General features: G+C 67.1%; 20 protein-coding genes, 1 tRNA gene and 5 pseudogenes. 18 read left to right on the top strand and 8 right to left on the bottom strand.

Going from position 1 to position 21,687, the window contains the following annotated elements; translation table 11 throughout:
* Positions 1–5 precede the first annotated feature (5 nt).
* The 4 genes from DPM13_RS23010 to DPM13_RS09905 all read left to right on the top strand — a co-directional run bounded on the left by DPM13_RS23010 (position 6) and on the right by DPM13_RS09905 (position 4,125).
* Positions 6–932: a TonB-dependent receptor plug domain-containing protein gene (locus DPM13_RS23010; RefSeq protein ID WP_223251932.1), complete on the top strand. Its 927-nt coding sequence runs from the start codon at positions 6–8 to the stop codon at positions 930–932.
* Positions 929–1,972, top strand: a complete 1,044-nt coding sequence (locus DPM13_RS23005; protein WP_262983100.1) for a TonB-dependent receptor domain-containing protein — start codon at positions 929–931, stop codon at positions 1,970–1,972. The genes DPM13_RS23010 and DPM13_RS23005 overlap by 4 nt, the downstream gene beginning before the upstream one ends.
* A gap of 122 nt (positions 1,973–2,094) precedes the next feature.
* On the top strand, positions 2,095–2,346 hold the full coding sequence (locus DPM13_RS09910) for a helix-turn-helix domain-containing protein (protein WP_028721298.1): 252 nt from the start codon (positions 2,095–2,097) through the stop codon (positions 2,344–2,346).
* A gap of 72 nt (positions 2,347–2,418) precedes the next feature.
* The gene (locus DPM13_RS09905; RefSeq protein ID WP_112887946.1) at positions 2,419–4,125 is read left to right on the top strand and encodes a SulP family inorganic anion transporter; all 1,707 of its coding nucleotides are present in this window, start codon (positions 2,419–2,421) and stop codon (positions 4,123–4,125) included.
* A gap of 52 nt (positions 4,126–4,177) precedes the next feature.
* Here DPM13_RS09905 and purU read toward each other — a convergent pair whose 3' ends face one another.
* The 5 genes from purU to DPM13_RS23000 all read right to left on the bottom strand — a co-directional run bounded on the left by purU (position 4,178) and on the right by DPM13_RS23000 (position 8,737).
* A complete protein-coding gene (gene purU / locus DPM13_RS09900; RefSeq protein ID WP_112887945.1) occupies positions 4,178–5,062 on the bottom strand; it encodes a formyltetrahydrofolate deformylase in 885 nt (294 codons plus the stop codon).
* A 122-nt stretch (positions 5,063–5,184) separates the two neighbouring features.
* Positions 5,185–6,075: a bifunctional methylenetetrahydrofolate dehydrogenase/methenyltetrahydrofolate cyclohydrolase FolD gene (folD, locus tag DPM13_RS09895; RefSeq protein ID WP_112888747.1), complete on the bottom strand. Its 891-nt coding sequence runs from the start codon at positions 6,073–6,075 to the stop codon at positions 5,185–5,187.
* Positions 6,076–6,367: 292 nt separating this feature from the next.
* Positions 6,368–7,522, bottom strand: coding sequence for an iron-containing alcohol dehydrogenase (locus DPM13_RS09890; RefSeq protein WP_112887944.1), 1,155 nt, complete (start codon positions 7,520–7,522; stop codon positions 6,368–6,370).
* Between the two features lie 124 nt (positions 7,523–7,646).
* Entirely contained in the window at positions 7,647–8,492 is an 846-nt protein-coding gene (locus tag DPM13_RS09885) for a hypothetical protein (RefSeq protein ID WP_223251930.1), read from the bottom strand.
* Complete coding sequence (locus tag DPM13_RS23000; protein WP_223251929.1) at positions 8,426–8,737, bottom strand: hypothetical protein; 312 nt, start codon at positions 8,735–8,737, stop codon at positions 8,426–8,428. The genes DPM13_RS09885 and DPM13_RS23000 overlap by 67 nt, the downstream gene beginning before the upstream one ends.
* A gap of 328 nt (positions 8,738–9,065) precedes the next feature.
* On the opposite strand from DPM13_RS23000, the gene ugpB reads away from it, so the two are divergent.
* The 8 genes and pseudogenes from ugpB to DPM13_RS09840 all read left to right on the top strand — a co-directional run bounded on the left by ugpB (position 9,066) and on the right by DPM13_RS09840 (position 15,574).
* The gene (gene ugpB / locus DPM13_RS09880) at positions 9,066–10,361 is read left to right on the top strand and encodes a sn-glycerol-3-phosphate ABC transporter substrate-binding protein UgpB (RefSeq protein WP_112887943.1); all 1,296 of its coding nucleotides are present in this window, start codon (positions 9,066–9,068) and stop codon (positions 10,359–10,361) included.
* 54 nt (positions 10,362–10,415) lie between these two features.
* Positions 10,416–11,297, top strand: coding sequence for a sn-glycerol-3-phosphate ABC transporter permease UgpA (gene ugpA / locus DPM13_RS09875; RefSeq protein WP_112887942.1), 882 nt, complete (start codon positions 10,416–10,418; stop codon positions 11,295–11,297).
* Positions 11,290–12,153 carry a sn-glycerol-3-phosphate ABC transporter permease UgpE gene (ugpE, locus tag DPM13_RS09870; RefSeq protein WP_112887941.1) on the top strand — a complete coding sequence of 288 codons (864 nt, stop codon included), beginning with the start codon at positions 11,290–11,292 and terminating at the stop codon, positions 12,151–12,153. Before ugpA ends, ugpE begins: the two co-directional genes overlap by 8 nt.
* Positions 12,154–13,239 (top strand): annotated as a pseudogene (locus tag DPM13_RS09855) (ATP-binding cassette domain-containing protein).
* Entirely contained in the window at positions 13,220–14,080 is an 861-nt protein-coding gene (locus DPM13_RS09850) for a zinc-binding dehydrogenase (RefSeq protein ID WP_317616269.1), read from the top strand. Before DPM13_RS09855 ends, DPM13_RS09850 begins: the two are co-directional and overlap by 20 nt.
* Positions 14,052–14,192, top strand: a complete 141-nt coding sequence (locus DPM13_RS26000) for a hypothetical protein (protein ID WP_317616267.1) — start codon at positions 14,052–14,054, stop codon at positions 14,190–14,192. Before DPM13_RS09850 ends, DPM13_RS26000 begins: the two co-directional genes overlap by 29 nt.
* A gap of 67 nt (positions 14,193–14,259) precedes the next feature.
* Positions 14,260–14,985: an energy-coupling factor ABC transporter ATP-binding protein gene (locus DPM13_RS09845; protein ID WP_028720516.1), complete on the top strand. Its 726-nt coding sequence runs from the start codon at positions 14,260–14,262 to the stop codon at positions 14,983–14,985.
* Entirely contained in the window at positions 14,960–15,574 is a 615-nt protein-coding gene (locus DPM13_RS09840; protein WP_112887940.1) for an energy-coupling factor transporter transmembrane component T family protein, read from the top strand. Before DPM13_RS09845 ends, DPM13_RS09840 begins: the two co-directional genes overlap by 26 nt.
* Positions 15,575–15,648: 74 nt before the next feature.
* Here the strand turns inward: DPM13_RS09840 and DPM13_RS19770 are convergent, their stop codons facing one another.
* Positions 15,649–16,035 carry a hypothetical protein gene (locus DPM13_RS19770; protein ID WP_145963357.1) on the bottom strand — a complete coding sequence of 129 codons (387 nt, stop codon included), beginning with the start codon at positions 16,033–16,035 and terminating at the stop codon, positions 15,649–15,651.
* A gap of 337 nt (positions 16,036–16,372) precedes the next feature.
* On the opposite strand from DPM13_RS19770, the gene DPM13_RS09835 reads away from it, so the two are divergent.
* The 6 genes and pseudogenes from DPM13_RS09835 to DPM13_RS27695 all read left to right on the top strand — a co-directional run.
* The gene (locus DPM13_RS09835; protein ID WP_112888746.1) at positions 16,373–16,765 is read left to right on the top strand and encodes a hypothetical protein; all 393 of its coding nucleotides are present in this window, start codon (positions 16,373–16,375) and stop codon (positions 16,763–16,765) included.
* A 198-nt stretch (positions 16,766–16,963) separates the two neighbouring features.
* Positions 16,964–17,037, top strand: a tRNA-Cys gene (locus DPM13_RS09825).
* A gap of 920 nt (positions 17,038–17,957) precedes the next feature.
* Positions 17,958–18,167: pseudogene (locus tag DPM13_RS09820) on the top strand (transposase); the annotation flags it as partial.
* Positions 18,168–18,319: 152 nt separating this feature from the next.
* Positions 18,320–19,183 carry a hypothetical protein gene (locus DPM13_RS09815; RefSeq protein ID WP_112887939.1) on the top strand — a complete coding sequence of 288 codons (864 nt, stop codon included), beginning with the start codon at positions 18,320–18,322 and terminating at the stop codon, positions 19,181–19,183.
* Between the two features lies 1 nt (position 19,184).
* A pseudogene (locus DPM13_RS09810) lies at positions 19,185–19,332 on the top strand (transposase domain-containing protein); the annotation flags it as partial.
* A 117-nt stretch (positions 19,333–19,449) separates the two neighbouring features.
* Positions 19,450–20,266: pseudogene (locus DPM13_RS27695) on the top strand (transposase); the annotation flags it as partial.
* A gap of 36 nt (positions 20,267–20,302) precedes the next feature.
* Here the strand turns inward: DPM13_RS27695 and DPM13_RS09795 are convergent.
* A pseudogene (locus DPM13_RS09795) lies at positions 20,303–20,422 on the bottom strand (transposase); the annotation flags it as partial.
* 270 nt (positions 20,423–20,692) lie between these two features.
* Positions 20,693–21,667 carry an IS110 family RNA-guided transposase gene (locus DPM13_RS09790; RefSeq protein WP_112887938.1) on the bottom strand — a complete coding sequence of 325 codons (975 nt, stop codon included), beginning with the start codon at positions 21,665–21,667 and terminating at the stop codon, positions 20,693–20,695.
* Positions 21,668–21,687 lie beyond the last annotated feature (20 nt).

The following is a 21,687-nucleotide window of genomic DNA, read 5'->3' as shown; positions in this document are numbered from 1 at the left end:
TTGCCTTGGGCACAGCGCTTTCCGCACAGGAAACTCCGGCCGAAGCGATCACCCTGCAGCCCCTGACGCTGGTTGCGGACGGGCAGGAGAACGTCGAGGCGACCGGCGGCATCAGCGTCACCGCCGAGGATCTGGAAATCCTGCAGCCGGCGGACGTGTCCGAACTGTTTTCCCGCGATTCGGCGATCACCGTCTCGGGCGGCGCGGGCCCGTCCAAGCGCATCCACGTCTTTGGGCTGGAGCAGTCGAACCTGGCGGTCAGCGTCGATGGCGTGCCGCAGGGCCCGACCAGCTGGCACCACACCGGATCGAATGTGATCGACCCGGCCTTCCTGAAGTCGGTCGAGGTCGAGGCCGGCGCCGCCGCCGCCGATGCCGGTTTCGGCGCCGCCGCCGGTGCGGTGCGCTATGAAACCGTGGGCGCGCGCGACCTTCTGACCGACGGGCGCACGCAGGGCGGTCGCGCGGCCCTGTCCTGGGGCACGAACGGGCGCGGCGTCTCGGGCTCACTGGCGGGCTATGGCCTTTACGAGGGCTTCGACTGGTTCGCGATGATCCACGGCACCGACGGCAAGAACTACGAGGCCGGCAACGGGCTCGAGATGGACGGGACCGAACCTGCCCTGCGCGGCGGCCTGGTCAAGCTGGGCTACGAACAGGACGGCCGGCGTGTCGAACTGGCCTATGACCATACCGAGGACGATGGCGACCGCACCATCAAGATGAACATGGACCTGTATCCTGTCAGCCCGACCCGGCCAGTGGATCGCGGCGTCTATCCGCTGAAGGTCTCGCGCGATACGCTGACGCTGAAATACAGCTCGACCGCACCCACCGACGCTTGGGCCCCGATGCGATGGTCTTTGCTCAGCCGCAACAAGTACGAGCGCCCGCACGATGCACGGGCGTTCGCCCGATCAACGGCGACATGAACCTGGAAAACCAGACCATCGGCGGCAAGCTGCAGAACACCTACACGCTGGGCCAAGGCAAGATCACCGCGGGCGTCGACTGGGCCTATGACGATTACGACATCGACAACTACGGCGACACCGATCGTCGCTACTGGACCATGGACACGATGCAGATCGGCGCCTTCGTCCAGGGCCGCTTCGAATTCGACAACGGCATCGACCTGTCGACCGGCCTGCGGCTGGACCACCACCGCTATACCGACTTCAACGGCAACCGCCACTCGGACACCGGGGCCAGCGTGAACGGCACGGTCTCGTATGAGTTCGCCGAGGGCTTCGAGGTCTTTGCCGGCGCCTCGCATACCTGGCTGGGCTACACCTTCGGCGAATACGCGCTGCTGCACGCGCGCAGCTCGGACCTTTACGTCGCCGACGATTACGAGACCTCCAGCGCCCGCAACATCAAGCTGGGCCTGAACGCCGACCGGGGCAACTGGTCCGGCAACCTGACCTTCTTCGACACCCGGCTGAAGGACATGGGCGAGTTGGTGTTCCCCGAGGATGAAAGCGCGCCCTATCTGGGCAATGTCGAGGAATACCGCAGCAAGGGCTTTACCCTGCAAGGCGCCTACAGCTGGGGCAGCGGCCGCGTCGGCGGCAGCTTCACCAAGGCGGACGTGACCCAGGGCGGCGAAGACAGGCTGCCCAACGGCGGCACGGCGGTGCCGGTCGGCCAGGTCGCCACCCTGTATGTCGACCAGGAGATTGCACAATACAACGCCAAGGTCGGCGCGACGGTGGAATGGGCCAACAAGCTGTCGGGCGACTACCTGACCGAGGCCGGGTTCTCGGACGCGCCCAGCTATACGGTCCTGAACCTTTACGGCGAATGGCGGCCCCAGAACTACGAAAACGTCGTGGTGCATCTGGGCATCGATAACGTCTTCGACCGGACCTACTCCGAACGCTCCAGCTATGTGCAGTTTGACGCGCGCGGCGTGCAGCCGCTTTACGCCCCCGGCCGCACCGTCACCTTGAGCCTGACGATGGACTTCTGATCCACCCGGTCCACCACCAGAAGGCCCCCGCGAGCGGGGGCCTTTTTCATGTCCCGGAGGTGATGTTTGAAATATCATAATCACCATGCTAGACATGCATCATCAAGGTTCGGGAATCAGCCATGATGACATCGGCGCAGATGCGCGCGGCCCGCGCCCTGCTGGGCATCGACCAGAAGCAGCTGGCCGAGATGGCGGGCCTGTCCGTCCCCACCATCCAGCGGATGGAGGCCAGCGACGGCAATGTCCGCGGCGTCGTCGAAAGCCTGACCCGCGTGGTCGAGGCGCTCAATGCCGCCGGTATCGAACTGATCGGCGACGGCGTCCCCAGCCCCTCGGGCGGGCGCGGCGTGCGGCTGAAATCCGACCCCTGATCCTGCAACCCGCGACGGAGACCGCCGGCTTCGACGATCCCGCCGCCTTCCGAACCGAAGGTGCGGCCCCACATGACCCAGATGGCGACCCCGGCCCCTGCCGGCCTTGCCCCCCTGTTCACCCCGAAACTCGTGACCGTCCTGCGCGAAGGTTATGGCCTGGCGCAGCTGCGGGCGGATGCCATGGCCGGCCTGACCGTCGCCATCGTCGCCCTGCCGCTGTCCATGGCGATCGCCATCGCCTCGGGCGCGACCCCGGCGCAGGGGCTTTACACCGCCATCGTCGGCGGCTTCCTGGTCTCGGCGCTCGGCGGCTCGCGCTATCAGATCGGGGGGCCGGCGGGCGCCTTCATCGTGCTGGTCGCGGCCATCGTCGCGCAGCACGGCATGGACGGGCTGATCCTGGCCACATTCCTGTCGGGAATGATGCTGGCCGCGATGGGGCTGCTGCGGCTGGGCACCTTCGTCAAGTTCATCCCCTTTCCGGTCACGGTCGGCTTTACCGCCGGCATCGCCGTCATCATCCTGGCCAGCCAGATCCGCGAGATGCTGGGCCTGAGCCTTGACCACGAACCGGGGGAGCTGATCCCGAAGCTCGCCGCGCTGTGGTCGGCACGGGGGACCGTCACGCCGGCCGCCCCCGCGCTGGCGCTCGGGACGGTGACGGTGATCCTGGCGCTGCGGCGGTGGCGGCCGCATTGGCCGGGGATGCTGATCGCGGTTGCCCTGGCCGCGGCGCTGGTGGGCGTCAGCGGCCTTGAGGTCACGACCATCGGCAGCAAGTTCGGCGGCATCCCATCGACCCTGCCGGCGCCGGCCCTGCCGGATCTTTCGGTGCAGCGGATCGTGACGCTGCTGCCCTCGGCCCTGTCGCTGACGCTGCTGGGCGCCATCGAATCGCTCCTGTCGGCGGTGGTGGCCGACGGCATGACCGGCCGGCGCCACCGCTCGAACTGCGAACTGGTGGCGCAGGGCGTGGCGAACATGGGCTCGGCGCTGTTCGGCGGTCTCTGCGTGACCGGCACCATCGCGCGGACCGCGACGAACGTGCGCTCGGGCGCGCATGGCCCGGTCGCGGGGATGCTGCATGCGGTTTTCCTGCTGGCCTTCATGCTGGTCGCGGCGCCGCTCGCCTCCTACATCCCGCTGGCGGCGCTGGCGGGCGTGCTGGCGGTGGTGGCCTGGAACATGGTCGAAAAGCCGGCCATCGCCATCCTGCTGCGCTCGGGCCGGGGCGAGGCGGCGGTGCTGGCGGTGACCTTCGCCCTGACGATCTTTCGCGACCTGACCGAGGCGATCGTCGTCGGCCTGGCGCTTGGCTCGCTGGTCTTCATCCAGCGCATGAGCAGGGCGACCGAGGTGCGCAGCCAGCACGGCTTTGTCAGCGAGGACCGCCCGGATGGCCCGAGGGCCGCCGACAGGCCGCAGCCGCAGGATGCCGTGGTCTATCGCATTTCGGGGGCGCTGTTCTTTGGCGCCAGCGCCAGCATCGGCTCGGTGCTCGACAATATCCAGGATGGCGCCCGCACGCTGGTTGTGGATTTCACCGCCGTGCCGTTCCTCGACTCGAGCGGTGCGAAGATGATCGAGGGCCTGGCGCACAAAGCGCAGCGCCAAGGGGTGACGCTGTGGCTGACGGGGGCGAGCCGCGAGATGCGCAGGACGCTGCTGACCCATGGCTTGCGTCCGCCTCTGGTGCGCTATGCGCGCAGCATCGATTCGGCGCTTTCGCGGCGGGGGGATCAAGGCCCCGGTTCCGCCTCCGGCGGGGATATTTGACCACGAAAGAAGCCGGGGTGCGGGGCGGCTCGGTGGCCGCCCCCCGTCCTTTTCAGCCCATGCGCTCGGAGGCGTAGCTTCCCGGCGATGCGGGGAAGACGACGGTCTTGTTGCCGTTCAGGAACACGCGGCGGTGGATGTGGGCGTGGATGGCACGCGCCAGCACCTGGCTTTCCACGTCGCGGCCAAGGCTCACGTAATCCTCGGGCGACTGGGCGTGGGTCACGCGGATGGTGTCCTGCTCGATGATCGGGCCCTCGTCCAGGTCGGCGGTCACATAGTGGCTGGTCGCCCCGATCAGCTTCACGCCGCGCTCGAAGGCCTGCTTGTAGGGGTTGGCGCCCTTGAAGCTGGGCAGGAACGAATGGTGGATGTTGATGATCCGGCCCGACATCCTCTGGCACATCGCGTCCGACAAGACCTGCATGTAGCGCGCCAGCACGATCAGCTCGGCCCCGGTCTCCTCGACCACCGCCAGGATGCGCGCCTCGGCCTCGGGCTTGTTCTCCTTGGTGACGCGGATCATGTGGAACGGGATGTCGTGGTTCACCACCACCTTCTGATAGTCCATGTGGTTCGAGATCACCGCCACGATCTCGATCGGCAGCGCGCCGATGCGCCAGCGGTAGAGAAGGTCGTTCAGGCAATGCCCGAAGCGCGAGACCATGATCACGACCTTCATCTTCTCGGCCTCGTCGTGGAAGGCATAGTCCATGCCGAAGGCCTGCGCCGCGGGCGCCAGGCTTTGCTGCAGCGCCGCGAGCCCGGTGCCCTCCTCGGAGACAAAGCTCACGCGCATGAAGAAGCGGCCGGTCTCGACATCGTCGAACTGGCTCGAATCGACGATGTTGCAGCCCTGCTCGGCCAGCGCGGTCGAGATCGCGGCCACGATCCCCCGGGTCGAGGGGCAGGTGACGGTCAGGCAATACTTGGTCATCGGGCTCTCTCCACTGTCATGTCGCCGCGGCACGCGCCGGCCCGGCTTTCACTGTTTGTCAAATACCCCGGGGGGACGCCCGGCACGGGCGTGGGGGCAGCGCCCCCGCCCCCGCCGCAGGCTCACGCGGCCCCGGTCAGATCGGGCTCGGCCAGCCCGTTCGCCCGGCAGCAGGCGGTCAGCGTGTTGGCCAGCAGGCAGGCGATGGTCATCGGCCCGACGCCCCCCGGCACCGGGGTGATGGCGCCGGCGACCCGGGCCGCGCTGTCGAAATCCACGTCGCCGACCAGCCGGGTGCGGCCGTCCTCAGCGATGCGGTTGATGCCGACGTCGATCACCGTGGCCCCACGCTTGATCCAGTCGCCCCGGATCATCCGCGGCCGGCCGACGGCGGCGACCAGGATGTCGGCGCCGCGGCAGACCGCCGCCAGGTCGCGGGTGCGCGAATGGGCGATGGTCACCGTGCAGTTCTCGGCCAGCAGAAGCTGCGCCATCGGCTTGCCGACGATGTTCGAGCGCCCGACCACCACGGCGTTCAGCCCGGAAAGATCGCCCAGCCGGTCCTTGAGCAGCATGATGCAGCCCAGGGGCGTGCAGGGCACCATCGCCCTTTGCCCGGTGCCCAGAAGGCCCACGTTGCCGATGGTGAACCCGTCCACGTCCTTGGCGGGGTCGATGGCGTTGATCACCGCCTCGGCGTCCATGTGCCCGGGCAGCGGCAGCTGCACCAGGATGCCGTGCACCGCCGGGTCATGGTTCAGCGTCTCGATCAGCGCCAGCAGATCCGCCTGCGCCGTCTCGGCCGGCAGCCTGTGCTCCCACGAGGCCATGCCCGCCTCGCGCGTCTGGACGCCCTTGTTCCTGACATAGACCGCCGAGGCCGGGTCCTCGCCCACCAGAACAACCGCCAACCCCGGCACGATCCCCCGCGCCGCAAGCCCCGAAACCGCATCGGCAACCCGACCCCGCAAGCCAGACGCAAAGGACTTCCCGTCGATCAGCGATGCCGCCATGTTCCATTCCCTCGCTTCGTCCATCCGAACCCCATCCGCTGGCGGCGCCCGCCGCATCGCGCCACGGGCTGCCGGTTTCCTGTTTCCCCCGCCGGGACCGACCCGGCCATTAGCCGCAAGGTCCACCCTCCCGCCTGGAGGTTTTGCGACATGCCGATGCCGCTTTCGGACCGGGTCGCGAATATTCCATCTCCGCGTCGCGCGGCCTGGTCGGTCTATAGCGGGCTGGGCGAAAGGCGAACAGCGGGAAGGATCAATTTCTTTTCGCACCGTGCCTTAGCGCGCCAAGGCATCAGGCGGCGGCGCTCAGGGCCGCCACCAGATCCCCGATGCCGGGCGTCACGGGATTGCCGCGCATCGAGGAACTCGTCAGCGCCGCCTCGGCCACGGCCTGGTGGCGGGCGGGGTCCAGCCCCAGGGCGGCAAGCCCGGGCAGACCCTGGGCGCGGGCCCAGTCCGCCAGGGCCACGGGCACCGCGTCGGGCGGGCAGGCCAGCGCCGGGGCCAGATCCGCCCGCAGCCGGGCAAGACGCGGCATGTCGCCGGCAGCCGCCGGTTCATGTCCAGCACCGGGCCCAGCAGCGCGCCGCAGATCGCGCCATGCGCCGCGCCGGTCAGTCCGCCGATGACGCCCGCGGCCCGTGGACCGCGCCAAGCCCGCCATTCGCCAGCGCGATGCCGCCGCACAGGCTGGCCAGGCCATGCGGTCGCGCGCCTCGGGGTCCTCGGCTTGCATCAGCCGCATCAGCGCCTGAAGCCCCGGCAGGATCGCGGGACCCGCCAGCGCGTCGGTCAGCGGCGTCGCCTTGCAGGACAGCCATGGCTCGATCACCTGCGCCAGCGCATCCAGCCCCGAGGCCAGCGTCACCCCGCGCGGGCATCCATCGGTCAGCGCGGGGTCCACGATGGCCAGGCGCGGCAGCATGCCCTCGTCCCGGATCGAGACCTTGCGGCCGTGATCCGGCAGCCCGATCACCGCATTGCGCGTGGCTTCGGCCCCGGTTCCGGCGGTGGTCGGAATGGCGACGCAGGGCAAGGGCGGCACGCGCAGCGGCAGGCCGCGCCCCACGACCTCCAGATGGTCCATGATGCCGCCCGGCGCCGGGATCAGCGCGGCCAGAGCCTTGGCCATGTCCAGCGCGGACCCGCCGCCCAGCCCGCAGACCCAGTCGGCCCCCTGCGAGCGGGCACGGTCAAGCGCGTCCCGCAGCATCGGCAGGCTCGGCTCGGCCCCGCAGGATACCGCCAGGACGGCCGCGCCCTGCGCCCGCAAGCCGTCCACCAGCCAGGCCGCGCGGGATGCGTCCGCCCCATGGACCAGCACGCCCCGGTTGCCCAAGGCGCCGATCAGGCCGGGCGCGCGGCCCGCCTCGCCCCGGCCGAAGATCACCCGGCCAGGCAGGGAAAAGCCAAAGGGCGTCATTGCGGCCCAGGGGATTTGCGGCATCTGGGGGTGGGTTGCATGGGGGCTCCTTTCGCCGCCTCACGCTGGCAGAAAGCCCGCCGGTCAGGCAAGCCCGCAAACGAAAGGGGCGCCGAAGCGCCCCCGAAGCCTGGTTTCCAGGGCCGTGTCACTCGCGCCAGGCGAGGCCACCCCAGACCCGGCCGTCGTCGCGGTCGCGTCCGCCACGAACCGCCGCCATATAGGCCGCAGCAGCCGCGATCAGCGACGCCGCCGCCAGCAGGAAGGCCGACAGGATGCCGGTGATGCGCGCGGTTTCGGCAGCCTCGGCCGCCTTGTCGCGGGCCTCGTCCAGACGGGCCTGCGCCTCGGTCTTCAGGCGCTCGGCCTCGGCACGGACCTCGTTCAGGCGCTGCTCGGCCTCGGCGCGGATCGCCTGGGCGCGCTCGACGGCCTGGTTGACGCGGGCATCGACCTCGGTTTCCGAAAGGCCGGTGCGCAGGGCGACCTGCTGGCGTAGCCAGTCGCGGTCCTCGTCCGGGATCTCGCCCGTGCGGACGACATTGGCCAGGATGCCCACAAGCTGGCGCTGGTCGGCCGACATCTGCGCCTCGGCGTCCTGCTGCAGGGTCTGGCCGGGGCTTTGCCCGTCGGGCCGCAGCAGCGTGTCGGTGATGTAGTCCAGCGGATTGCCCATGCCGTCGGGCATCATGTCCTGAAGCGCCGGGGCCGCCGCCTGACCAGCACCCTGCGCCGCGCCGCCGATGGCCTGACCCGCGCCCGAGACGACACCGCCCGCAAGCTGGCCGGCGCCCTGCGCCACGCCGCCGATGGCCGAGCCGGTCGCCTCGACCGCCGTCTGGACCGCGCCGCCGGCGGCCCTGACGCCGCCGCCGATGATCGAACCCGCCATGACCGCAGAGACGACCATGCCCAGCCCCCAGACGGTCAGGCCGTTGATGCCGTCGCGGACCGTGACTTCATCGCGCCCGCCCGAGCCGATGGGGCGGCGCACCGGCCGGCGATATAGCCGCCCAAGGCATGGGCCGCGATCATCGACACCAGCACGAACAGCGCCGTCACGACCAGCCAGGTCCAGCTGACGCCGCCGTCCTCGTCCACGGAAACCGCACCAAGGCCAAGCGCGGCGGCAAAGGTCGTCATCACCACCGCCACGCCGACCGCCACCACGGTACCGGCAAAGACCGCCGCCCAGTCCACATAGGGGCGATCCGAACCCTCGATTTCCCGAATGGCCATCAGCGCAACCCCAGCATGGAGAGGATGAACAGAACGACGACCACAAGACCGACCAGATAAATGATCGAATTCATTCGCTATTCTCCTTATGACAGATGCTGCGCCGCGCAGGGGACAACGGACGGCAAAGCGGGAAAGTTTCGGATGCGGGAATTTAATTTGTTTCTGCGCCCCAGGGTCACGGGGCTGTCACGAAGCTTTGCGAATTGACAGGCCCCTGCCCGGTCGGACAACCTTGCCCGGCCGGATGGGGGGATCCGGCCCTTGGCCCCGTCTGCCGGGCCCCGCGGGTCGCGATCCGCCGAACACAGCAAACGGAGGGATTTCCATGAAAACCGCAGCCATCTTGACCCTGGGGCTGGCCACCCTGCCGCTGACGGCCGAGGCCAGGACGGAAATCTCGTGGTGGCACGCCATGTCCGGCGCCAATGCCGAGGTGGTGGCCAAGATCGCCGGCGACTTCAACGCCAGCCAGTCGGAATACGAGGTGAAGCCCGTCTTCAAGGGCACCTATCCCGAAACCCTGAACGCCGGCATCGCCGCCTTCCGCGCGGGCCAGGCCCCCGACATCATCCAGGTGTTCGACGTGGGCACCGGCGTCATGATGGGCGCGCAGGGTGCCATCAAGCCGGTGGCCGAGGTGCTGCAAGAGGGCGGCTTTACCTTTGACAAAGGCCAGTATCTGGCCGGGATCGTCGGCTACTACTCGACCCCCGAGGGCGAGATGCTGTCGTTCCCCTACAACTCCTCGTCGCCGATCCTGTATTACAACAAGGACATCTTCCAGAAGGCGGGCCTTGACGTCGAGAACCCGCCCAAGACCTGGGCCGAGGTCTGGGCCGCCGCCCGCAAGATCAAGGAATCGGGCGCCGCGACCTGCGGCTATACCTCGACCTGGCTGACCTGGATCCATACCGAGAATTTCGCCGCCTGGAACAACGTCAGCTGGGCCACGAACGAAAACGGCCTGGCCGGCACGCCCGAGCTGAAGATCGACGGGCCGCTGTTCGTCAAGCATTTCCAGGAACTGGCGGATCTCGCGAAAGAGGGCGTCTTCGTCTATGGCGGCCGCACCAGCGAGGCCAAGCAGAACTTCACCTCGGGCGAATGCGGCATCCTGACCGAAAGCTCGGGCGGCCTGGGCGATATCGTGAAATCGGGCATGAACTACGGCATCGGCCAGCTGCCCTATGACGAGACCGCCGAAGGCGCGCCACAGAACACCACGCCGGGCGGCGCCTCGCTATGGGTGATGGGCGGCAAGTCGGACGAGACCTACAAGGGGGTCGCTGCCTTCTTCAACTACCTGTCGCAAACCCCGGTGCAGCAGTATCTGCACGAACAGTCGGGCTATCTGCCGGTGACGATGGCCGCCTATGAGGCGACCAAGGCTTCGGGCTTTTACGACAAGAACCCGGCGCGCGAGGTGCCGATCCTGCAGATGTCCGGCAAGCCCCCGACCGAGAACTCCAAGGGCGTGCGCGCGCCGAACCTGCCGCAGCTGCGCGACATCCAGAACGAGGAATATGAAAAGATGCTGTCGGGCCAGCAGGACGCAGCCACCGCGCTGAAGAACGCGGCCGAGCGCGGCAATGCCGCCATCAAGGAAGCCGTGGGCGGCTGAGGCCGGCGGCGGGCGCGCGCCTGCGCCGCGCCCGCCATCGCGACAGGGGGACGGATGCGACGGACGGTCTTTCCGCATAGGCTGCTGCCTTGGCTTTTGCTGGCGCCGCAGCTGGCGATCACGCTGATCTTTTTCTACTGGCCGGCGGCGCAGGCGTTCCGCCAGTCCATGCTGCGAGAAGATGCCTTTGGCCTGAAGACGACCTTCGTGGGGCTGGCGAACTTTCGCAAGGTGCTGGCCGATCCGGCCTATCTGAACGCCTTGCAGGTGACGGCGGTGTTTTCGTCGCTGGTCGCCTTTCTGGCCATGGCGATCGCGCTGTTCCTGGCGGTGCAGGCCGAAAAGATCGTGCGCGGCAAGGGGTTTTACCGCACGCTGCTGATCTGGCCCTATGCGGTCGCCCCGGCCGTCGCGGGGATGCTGTGGCTGTTCATGTTCAACCCCAGCTTCGGCACGCTGGCCTGGCCGCTTCGGCAGATGGGCATCAACTGGAACCCGCTGCTGAACGCCAATCACGCCATGACGCTGGTGGTGGCGGCAGCGGTGTGGAAACAGATCAGCTACAACTTCCTGTTCTTCGTCGCCGGCCTGCAGGCCATCCCGCGCCCGCTGCTCGAGGCGGCGGCCATCGACGGGGCCACGCGCCGGCATGCCTTCTGGACCATCGTCTTTCCGCTGCTGGCGCCGACGACGTTTTTCCTGCTGGTCGTCAACACCGTCTATGCGCTGTTCGACACCTTCGGCATCATCCATGCGGTGACCGGCGGGGGACCGGGACGGGCCACCGAAACGCTGGTCTACAAGGTCTATAACGACGGGTTCGTGAACCTCATCATGGGCGACAGCGCCGCGCAATCGGTGATCCTGATGCTGATCGTGATCGCGCTGACCGCCTTCCAATTCCGCTTCATCGAGCGGCGGGTGCATTATGGCTGAGCCCACGCCCCTTGCGCCCAAGGGCGCCGGACGGGCCCTGGCCCATCTGTGGATGATCCTGGGCGTGATCGTGGTGGCCTTTCCGGTCTATTACGTCTTCATCGCCTCGACCCACAGCACCCAGACCATCCTGCGCCCGCCGCTGCCGCTGCTGCCCGGGGCGCAGGCGGCGGCGAACTATCACGACGCCTTCACCGGCGGCATATCCAAGATCGGCGGCGTCAGCCTGTGGCGGCTGCTGGCGAACACCACCATCGTGGCGATGGGCATCGCGCTGGGAAAGATCGCGATTTCCATGGCCTCGGCCTATGCCATCGTGTTCTTCCGCTTTCGGCTGCGCATGGCCTGTTTCTGGCTGATCTTCATCACCCTGATGCTGCCGGTCGAGGTCCGCATCCAGCCGACCTACAAGGTCATGGTCGACCTCGGCCTGATCGATACCTATCCGGGGCTGATCCTGCCCCTGATCGCCTCGGCCACCGCGACGCTGCTGTTCCGGCAGTTCTTCATGACCATCCCGGACGAACTGCTGGAGGCCGCGCGGGTCGATGGCGCCGGGCCCTGGCGGTTCTTCAAGGACATCCTGTGGCCCCTGTCGCTGACCAATGTGGCGGCGATTTTCGTCATCCAGTTCATCTATGGCTGGACGCAATACCTGTGGCCGCTGCTGGTCACCAATTCCAACGAGATGAACACCATCGTCATCGCGCTAAGGAAGATGATCTCCTTCGCCGATGCCGATACGCCCTGGAACCTGGTCATGGTCACCTCGATGCTGGCCATCCTGCCGCCGATCCTGGTGGTGGTGCTGATGCAGCGCTGGTTCGTCAAGGGCCTGGTCGAGACGGAGAAATAGATGGCTGGCATCACCCTGACCGACGTCCGCAAAAGCTATGCCGGCACCCCGGTGATCCACGGCATCAGCGCCGAGATTGCGGACGGCGAATTCGTGCATCGTCGGCGCCTCGGGCTGCGGCAAGTCCACGCTGCTGCGCATGGTCGCGGGGCTCGAGGACGTCACCCGGGACGGCCGTTTCGAGCCGGAGCTGGTGAAGAAAGGCCAGACCCGGATCGACGGGGTGGATGACAAGATCATCGGGCTCTATGCCGCCGGGCTGTCGGTGCGCGACATCCAGGCCCATCTGGAAGAGCTTTATGGCCTGAGGGTCTCGCCCGACCTGATCAGCCGTGTCACCGATGCCGGCTGGGATGCGGGAATGGAACCCATCTGGACCGCAAGCCGCGCGCCCTGTCGGGCGGCCAGCGCCAGCGCGTCGCGATGGGCCGGGCGCTGGTGCGCGATCCCGCCGCCCTGCTGCTGGACGAGCCGCTGTCGAACCTGGACGCGAAACTGCGCGAGCAGATGCGTCTGGAAATCAAGGACATGCACCTGCGCACCGGGCAGACCACGCTGTATGTGACCCATGACCAGGTCGAGGCGATGACGCTGGCCGACCGGCTGATCGTGATGAACAGGGGCGTCGCCGAACAGATCGCCACCCCGCTTGAGGTCTATGAGCGTCCGGCGACCGAGTTCGTCGCGGGCTTCATCGGCTCGCCTGCCATGAACATCATGACGGCCGAAGCGGGCACGGGCGGCGTGACCCTGCCCGGCGGTCATGTCCTGGCCTTGGACCTGCCGCCGGGCCCGCTGCGGCTGGGCATCCGCCCCGAGCATCTGCACGAGGCGGATGGCGGCATCCCGGTCGACCTGCGCTCGGTCGAGCGGCTGGGCGCGGATGCCTTCGGCTATGGCACCATCGCCGGCAGCGACGTGGCGATCACGCTGCGTCTGCCCGGCACGACCCGCGCGCAACGCGGCGACCGGGTTGCGGTCATGCCCGACCCTGCCCATCTGCATCGTTTCGACCCGGAAAGCGGCCAGCGCCTTCGGGACGCAGGCCTTGACGAAAGGAAACACGATGCGCAGCGCGACCCATGACAGCTTTGGCGACCCCGCCGCCGTTCTGAAACTTGCCGACGGCCCGACGCCCGAACCCGGTCCGGGCCAGGTCCGCATCCGCGTGATCCTGTCGCCGATCCACAACCACGACCTTTGGACCGTGCGCGGCAGCTATGGCTACAAGCCCACCCTGCCCGCCATCGGCGGATCCGAGGCCATGGGCGTCGTCGACGCCCTGGGCGATGGCGTCGCCGGGCTTCGCCTGGGCCAGCGCGTCGCCGCAGCCGGGCTGCGCGGGTCCTGGGCGGAATACGCCCTGGCCCCGGCCGCGGGGCTGGTGCCGCTGCCCGACGCCATCACCGACGAACAGGGCGCGCAACTGATCGCCATGCCCTTCAGCGCCATCACCCTGCTGGGGTTCCTGGGCGTGGGCCCGGGCGACTGGTTCGTGCAGAACGCGGCCAATGGCGCGGTGGGCAAGGCTGTCGCGATGCTGGCCCGCGCGCGCGGCATCCATGCCCTGAACCTGGTCCGGCGCGACGCCGCCGTGGCCGAGATGCAGGACCTGGGCCTGGACGCCCTGTCGACCGAAGGAGCCGACTGGCCGGACCGGGTGCGGGCCGCGACCGGGGGCGCGCCCATCCGGGCGGCGGTCGACTCCATCGGCGGCAAGGCTGCCGGCGCGCTGCTGTCGCTGCTGGCGGATGAGGGGCTGCTGGTGTCCTTCGGCTCGATGACCGGGGGCGCGATGGAGATTTCCTCGGGCGATCTGATCTTCAAGCAGGCGGTGGTGCGCGGCTTCTGGGGCGCCAAGGTCAGCGCCGCGATGCCCGCGGACGAAAGGCCCGGCTATGGGCGAGTTGATCGGGCTGGTCGCTGATGGGGCGCTGATCCTGCCGGTCGGCGGCATCTTCGGGCTGGACCGGATCGGGGACGCGGTGCGTGCCTCGCTGGCGCCGGGCAAGGCGGGCAAGATCCTGCTGCGCCCCTGACCCACGGCCCCGCTGTTCCGCCGCCGCAAAGATGCTAAAGACCCCTGCGACCAACAGGGGGATCGGCATGGCAGAACCGGGGGGCATCCGCATCGAGAGCGTCAGCCACGCCATCGCCGGGCGCGCCGTCCTGTCCGGCATCGACCTCGGGCTGGACGCGGCCCGGGTCGGCATCATCGGCCGCAACGGCTCGGGGAAAAGCACGCTGGCACGGGTGCTGGGCGGGCTGATCCGGCCCGACCAGGGCCGCGTCACCATCGCGGGGGTCGATGTCTGGCAGGACCGCCGGGCAGCCATCGCGACCGTCGGCATCCTGTTCCAGAACCCCGAACACCAGATCATCTTTCCCACCGTGATCGAGGAAATGGCCTTTGGCCTGCGCCAGCTGGGCCAGGGCCGGGCCGAGGCGCGGGCGGGCGCGCTGGAGACCCTGAACCGCTTCGGCAAGGCGCATTGGCAGGACGCCACGACCGAGGCGCTGTCGCAGGGCCAAAAGCACCTGCTGTGCATGATGGCGGTGCTGGCCATGCGGCCGCGCTGGCTGATCCTGGACGAGCCCTTCGCGGGCCTCGACATCCCGACCCGGATGCAGCTGGTGCGCCACCTGGACGCATCGGGCGCCCGCATCCTGCATATCTCGCACGAGCCGCGCGACCTGGCCGGCTATGGCGACATCTGCTGGCTGGACCGGGGCCGCATCCGCGCCCGAGGCGGCCCCGCGCTGCTGGCCGAGTTCGAGGCCCGCATGATCGAGGAGGGCGCGTCCGATGATCTCGCTGACCTCGCCGGTTAGGACGCGGGCGCAGGACTGGCCGGCCGGCGCCAAGCTGGCTGCGCTGACCGTGGCGACCACGGGCCTGTTCCTGTTGCCGGGGGTCTGGCCGCAACTCGCCGCGCTGGCGGGGGTGGTCCTGCTTTACGCCCTGCCCGGCCGCATATTCCTGCGCCACGGGCTGCGGCAACTGCGCCCCCTCTGGCCGCTGGCCCTGGTGCTGCTGGCCTGGCACGGGCTGACCGGGGACTGGGCCGGCGGGTTCGCCCTTGCGCTGCGCGTCCTCTCGGCCGTGGCGCTGGCCAACCTGGTGACGATGACCACCAGCCTCGAGGCGCTGCGCGAGGCGATCCACCGCCTGCTCGCGCCTCTGCGCCGTATCGGCCTGCCCGTCGCCATCCTCGAGGCCGCGATCCCCCTGGTGATCCGCTTTACCCCGGCCCTGATCGGCAAGGCGCGCCAGCTTGCCCTGGCCTGGCGCGCGCGCTCGCCGCACCGCCCGGGCTGGCGGGTCGTCCTGCCGCTGACCCTGGGCGCGCTTGACGACGCCGACCGCGTCGCCGAAGCCCTGCGCGCCCGCGGCGGCCTGTTGCTGCCCGAGGATAGATAGGCTCCAAACAAGGCCAGGCGGGCGCGGATGAGGGGTGAATCATGTTCCCCAAATCAGGTCGAGAGTTGACTCTTTCAAAGTTCCGCTAGGAGCTTTGCATCGATACCCTCTCCGAATGCCGGTTCACCAGGATAAGCGCCAGAAGCGTGATCGAAAGGCAGGCGGCAATGACGCCGAAAAACGATGCGGCACCGGAGCCCAAGGCCGCCGCGCCGATTGTCCGGCGTGAATGGCGTCGCCAGCATCAAGCCCGCGATCAGCGCGGCCGCTCCGGTAAAGCTCAACATCCCTGCGCGGGATCCGAACCGACCGATCGCCCATCCTGCCGCCACGCAACCCGCTATGCCGCCGAAGTTGAAAAGCGCCAATGCAAAGCTCGCCGTTGCGACCGGAAACGTGCTGCCGGTCAACAGCGTCGGCGTCCAAGCATCATCTTCCCACGGAGAGAAGAGCTGAATCACAGTGCATCAGTCAGCGGAACCCATTAGCAACACGTCCTAGGGTTTTCGGCGAGGGGCCAAGGGGCTTCTGGCCACTGCCTTCAGTTTGCGACTCTGGTGGGATCGCGATAGTCGGGCGGCCCCACCACAGGCCGCCCGACCAACTACAAAAACCAGGAACTCGTGACACCCGCTTGCACCACCGCAAGCGCAGCCGTTCCTAGAGTGATCGCAGCACGCTGCATACCTGCCATTAAACACAGCGCGGTTTGCGGGAACCAAATCGAGTTTCGGTTATCGCTTGTCCATCGCTCCCGGACTTCCTAGCCTGTGCCTGCGTTTGAAGAGAGGGTGGATCATGCGGAACAAGGCGATTCTGATTGTCGGGCCGTTGTTGCTTGCGGCTTGCGCCGCATCGGACAAGTACAGTGACATCATTGCGCGCGCCACGCCGCCCAGCCCCGCCTTGAAGGCAGAGATTGTCGCCGGCGCCAAGGAGCTCGTCTACGACCCCAGCTCGATCCGTGATGCCGAGATATCCAATGTGGCGACCCTGCCCGACGGACTGCAAGGCGTCTGCGTCCGCGCGGACAGCAAGGACGTATCGGGCCGTTATCTCGGCCAGCACAGCATTGGCATTCCAATCCGGAACGGGAAGATTGCCGGCGGCAGCCTGGATCACCCCGTCTGCGACCGCATGGACGTTCAGTGGCAGCCCTTCCCCGAGCTTGAGCGGCTTTCCGGCAAGTAAGTTCTATCGAGACAAGCTTCAGCCAGGTCGCGGGTGCGGAAGTATGCCAGAGAAGCCCGGCAGATCATGCGGGCAAGACAGGCCCGCGCCAAGCACTCCTGACCCCAGAACGGAACAGGACCAGAACAGGAAAGTGATAACCGGAGTGATAACCCCCTTGACCCCATCAACCGAAAACCCTAGCAAACGCAAGGCTCCGGCGGGTTGGCGGAGAGGTTACGCAGCGGATTGCAAATCCGTGAAGACCGGTTCGATTCCGGTACCCGCCTCCAAATAAAATCAATCACTTAGCTTGAAAATTCTTGTAGCCGCGAAGGGCTAAACGGTCCTTTTGTAGCCGGTTTGTAGCCACGCCTGTTTTCGAGAGATGATATGCGGGGACAGTTAGCTACGACAAAATAGCAGCTTTGGCACAAGAGCCGACGCTAAGCCCGATAGTCTGCAAGTATATGAAGATGAATTATAAATCATGGCTTGGAGCCAGTGCGTGAATCTGCAGGCGTCGGCGAGGCCTCATGCAAATGGCACGTAACGCCCTCTCCCAGCTATCATGCACCGCTCGCCCGGTCGTCACGCCGCATAGTCAGCGCAGTCGCTGACCCCAGCATCATTCGATGCATCCGCCGTCGCCATCTCATCAGCACGGCCGCTGCAGGGCCTGTCGGCGGAGCGCTTCGTTTCGTCGAGGTTTCCGTGCATTTTCCGCAGATGGGCAATCATGGGTCCAAGCGCTGTCCGTGATCCATGATTTCGGTTATCTGTGCATATCGGCGTGCGCGCGCGGGTTCCTTTCGGATAGCGCGAGGCTGGACGTGTCGGATCGGAACAGTTTCCCGACCCGGACATTAGACTTGAACTATATCTTTGGCTGGTCTGTCGGTTTCAGCCAGCGCCGGCATATCCGCGTCGGCCACGTCCGCAGCCTGACCCCCAGGTAAGGGCCGCGCTAGGATCGTGATCTGGTGCGGCAGTTCGCTGCGCCGTCGCGGCTGTGATTGGCCTTCTTCTTGGCCACGAACCGCGCCCGACATCGCCCTTGCGGTTGCCTAGACGTCGAGCGTCTGCTCGCGCGCGGGCATGTCGATGGTGCCGCCAAGCTGGTGAATGGCGGCGATTCGACCGGGAGCCAATCCGCACCTCGGCGATCGTGGCGCGTAGTTGATGAGCCGCAAGGTATCCCCGACGCGAGGAGATTGTCTCGAAGTTGCGGCAGGTTGAGATCCTAATGGGGCAAGGCCTGTCCCGTCTGGACGCGATCAGGCGGATCGGCGTCGTCGAACAGACCTATTACCGTTGGCGGAAGCAATACGGTGGGATGGGTGTGGATCAACTCAAGGAACTGAAGCGTCTCCAGCAGGAGAATGAACGGCTCAGACGTGCTGTATCGGATCTGACGTCTGACGCTGGAGATCAACGCCAATATCTCGGGGACCGGCAATGCCGAGATCCGCGACGGCGTGACGCTGATGATCCAGCAAGCCTTCGACGGCTTTATCCGCGACATGCTGCCCACCCAGGTGCGCGCCATCGTCAACGACCGCTGGGGCTCCTGACATGGCCTATGCCTTTCCCCTGACCGTCGCCCAGTTCGCCGACATCCTGCCGATCCGGGAACTGGCCTTCGACATCCCGGAGGCCCTTGAGCTCTCGGAGACCGGCGGCGGCGAGGTGCTGCGCGCCGACCTCGGCACCCGGCTCTGGCGCGGCACCGTCGCGCTTGGCGACATGACCTCGGCCGAGACCGACGAGGTCATGGCGATGCTCGACGTGCTCCGCCGCGCCAATGGCGCGTTCATGTTCTACGACGTCCGCCGGCCAGGCCCGCGCCTCGATCCGAACGGCGCCATCCTTGGCGCGGTCAGCCCGACGCTGATGGCGATCAACGCCAACCTGCGCGACATCCGCCTGCAGGCCCTGCCGGCCAGCTATGGGCTGCGCCGCGGGGATTACCTGGCGTTTACCTATGGGTCCAACCCCACACGCTACGCCCTGCACCGCATTGCCCAGCCCGCCACGGCCAACGCCTCGGGCCAGACCGGCTGGATCGAGGTCAGCCCCAGCATCCGCCCCGGCGCGGTCGCCGGCACCGCGGTCTCGCTGATCAAGACGGTGCCGACTGCATCGAGCTGCGGGTCCAGAGAAATTGTCCTGTGCCGCTATAGCCTCCAACACGCTGTGCCGCTCTATAGCCTCCAACGCGCGATCGATCCATGCGCCATCGCCCCGCCACCGCCGGTCTTTATATGCCAGCCGCGCGGGCCTTCGCGGGCATCTCGACTGGATCCGCGCCCGCAACCGCGAGACCGACGCGGTCGTGTCCGACATCCGAAAATCGGCGGCGCGTGCAGGCGCTTCCCGCGGCGGGCTGCACATAATCACATGGTGCGCATAATTGCGGTTATGCAGAGCTCAGCATAACCGAAAGAATGCGCTGTTCGCCGGTCATGACGAAGGCGGCGATCCTGGGCGCCGCATCGCCTCGCTTGTTCGCCACCGCAAAGGTCAACGGCGTCGAGCCCTTCGCCTACCTCAAGGCAACGCTCACCGCCATCGCCAGCGGCTGGTAGCGTCCACGGGCGTGGTGTAATTTCATCGGCGTTGCCGGTGTGCTCCTGGGTGGCCATCGAGGTGTAGGATCGAGGTGGAGTTTCGACGCTTCAACCACGGATCCTACGGAGACCCCGATGACCAAGACGAACATGGACCTGTCCGAGCTTCTGGCCAAGCACGATCAGGGCGACTTTCTGCGCGGCATTGCCGAGGCGGTCCTGCAGCTGATCATGGAGACCGATGTCGACGGCCTGATCGGGGCCGGTCGGCACGAGCGCAGCGGTGAACGGACCACCTGGCGCAACGGCTATCGCGAGCGCGCCCTTGATACCCGCCTGGGCACATTGAACCTGCGCGTGCCGAAGCTGCGGCAGGGCAGCTGCTTCCCGGGCTTCCTCGAGGCGCGCAAGACCTCGGAACAGGCGCTGGTGGCCGTCATTCAGGAGGCCGGGATCAGCGGCGTCTCGACCCGCCGCGTCGATGATCTGGTTCAGGCCATGGGGCTGAGCGGTATCTCGAAGAGCACCGTTTCCAAGCTCTGCAAGGAATGAGCCGGGCCAGGGTACGATCGGCGTTGAACTTGTAGTCGAGCGCGTTGGCGAGGGGCTTGTGCAATAGATGGAGAGTCTGTCGCGCTGACCGTGCAGGAAATCCCGGGTAGATCGAGGCTGTATCGCCATCTCGTCGGCTAGGCGTCAGGGCTGGCGGATCGTGGCGGTGGCGGCGATCATCGCCGTCGCGGCCAACACCGAAGGCCGCCGCGAAATCATCGGTCTGGGCATCGGGCCCTCGGAAGCACAGACCTTCTGGACCGAGTTCCTGCGGTCCCTGCGCGCCCGGGGCCTCGGCGGCGTCCGGCTGGTGATCAGCGATGCCCATACCGGCCTCAAGGCCGCCATTGCCCGGGTATTCGAGGCGACCTGGCAGCGCTGTCGCGTTCATTGGATGAGGGCATGACTGCCATTGGTCCGAAGGAGTGCCCGAACGGCCGACGACGTCGGCGCGGCGTTTCACCTCCTTGTTCAGGCGCTCGATCGGGTTGGTGCTGTGCAGCTTGGTGCGATGCTGGCGCGGGAAGGACATGTAGGCCAGCACGTCGTGCTCGCTTCGCCATCAGGTCGGCCAGCTTGGATGCTCCAGCGTGGACGAGGCTGCCATGTTCGATCCATGAGGTCGGCCAGTTTCGGCGCGGTCGGGCTGATCCCGCGCGCCCTGATGAACGTCCGCCTGAGGCCCGGGTCCCTATCAATGGCACGCGCTTAAGGCGCTCCGGTCCGAACGGGGTGTCCCTTCCTCATGTCCGTCAGTTTGCCATCATCTCACTCTGCCCTCGCCACCTCGTTCAGGCCAGCAGCAGCGGCCTGCAATCCTATCTGCTCAAGCCGGTCTCCAGGCTTCGCCCGTTTTCAGCATGGCCCAGATCGCCCGCGCCATGCGATTGGCCAAAGCGATGGCTGCAACCTTGAGCGGCTTTGTCGCGACCAGGCGGCCCAGCCAATCTGTGCTGGGTTCAGAAAGCCTGCGCGCGGAGATCACGCCCATGGCGCCAAGAGAGAGCAGCCGTCGGATATACCGGTTGCCCATCTTGGAAATGGAGCCCGGCCGTTCCTTGCCGCCACTTGAATGGGGCTTGGGCGTGAGCCCCAGCCAGGCAGGCAGATCACGGGCTGACCGGAAGCTCGACACATTGGGCAACGTTGCCGCCAGAACGCTGGCGGTAATGGGCCCGATGCCGGGCATTGTCTGGAGCCGACGGGCTGTCTCGTCCACTTCCGCATCGGCTTTGATCTGAGCCGTCATGACATCGATGCGCTGCTTGGTGTCGCGGAACTGGCCGGCAAGCAGGTCGAGTGGCATCCGTGCCTCTGGCGGCAGACCAGCTGTCTCAGCCTCGGCAATGAGGCGACCCATGTTATGGACGCCTTTCGGAACGACAATGCCGAACTCGCCCAGATGTGCCCGGATCGCGTTGGCAAGTTGTGTCAGCTGACGGACCAGAAAATCACGTGCCCGGTGCTGCATCAGCACCGCCTGCTGCTTCTCGGTCTTCAGCGGCACAAAGCGCATGTTGGGGCGAATGACGGCTTCGCAGATGGCCTCTGCATCGGCCGCATCAGTCTTGCCCCGCTTAACAAAGGGTTTGACATAGGAAGGCGGGATCAGCCGCACGTCATGGCCAAGCTTTGCCAGTTCCCGCGCCCAGTGATGAGCTCCCGCGCAGGCTTCAATGCCAATGAGACAGGGGTGCAAGCGTGAGAAGAACAGCAGGACCTGTGCCCGCCTGACCTGCCGCCGCACGAGAACAGCGCCGTTCTCATCAACGGCATGAACCTGGAACACCTCCTTGTTCAGGCGCGCGACGTTTCACCTCC

This window comes from Paracoccus mutanolyticus (genome assembly GCF_003285265.1).
Taxonomy (GTDB): Bacteria; Pseudomonadota; Alphaproteobacteria; order Rhodobacterales; family Rhodobacteraceae; genus Paracoccus; species Paracoccus yeei.
The sequence above is the reverse complement of the archived record's forward strand: the minus strand, read 5'-3'. Positions and strand labels throughout refer to the sequence as shown.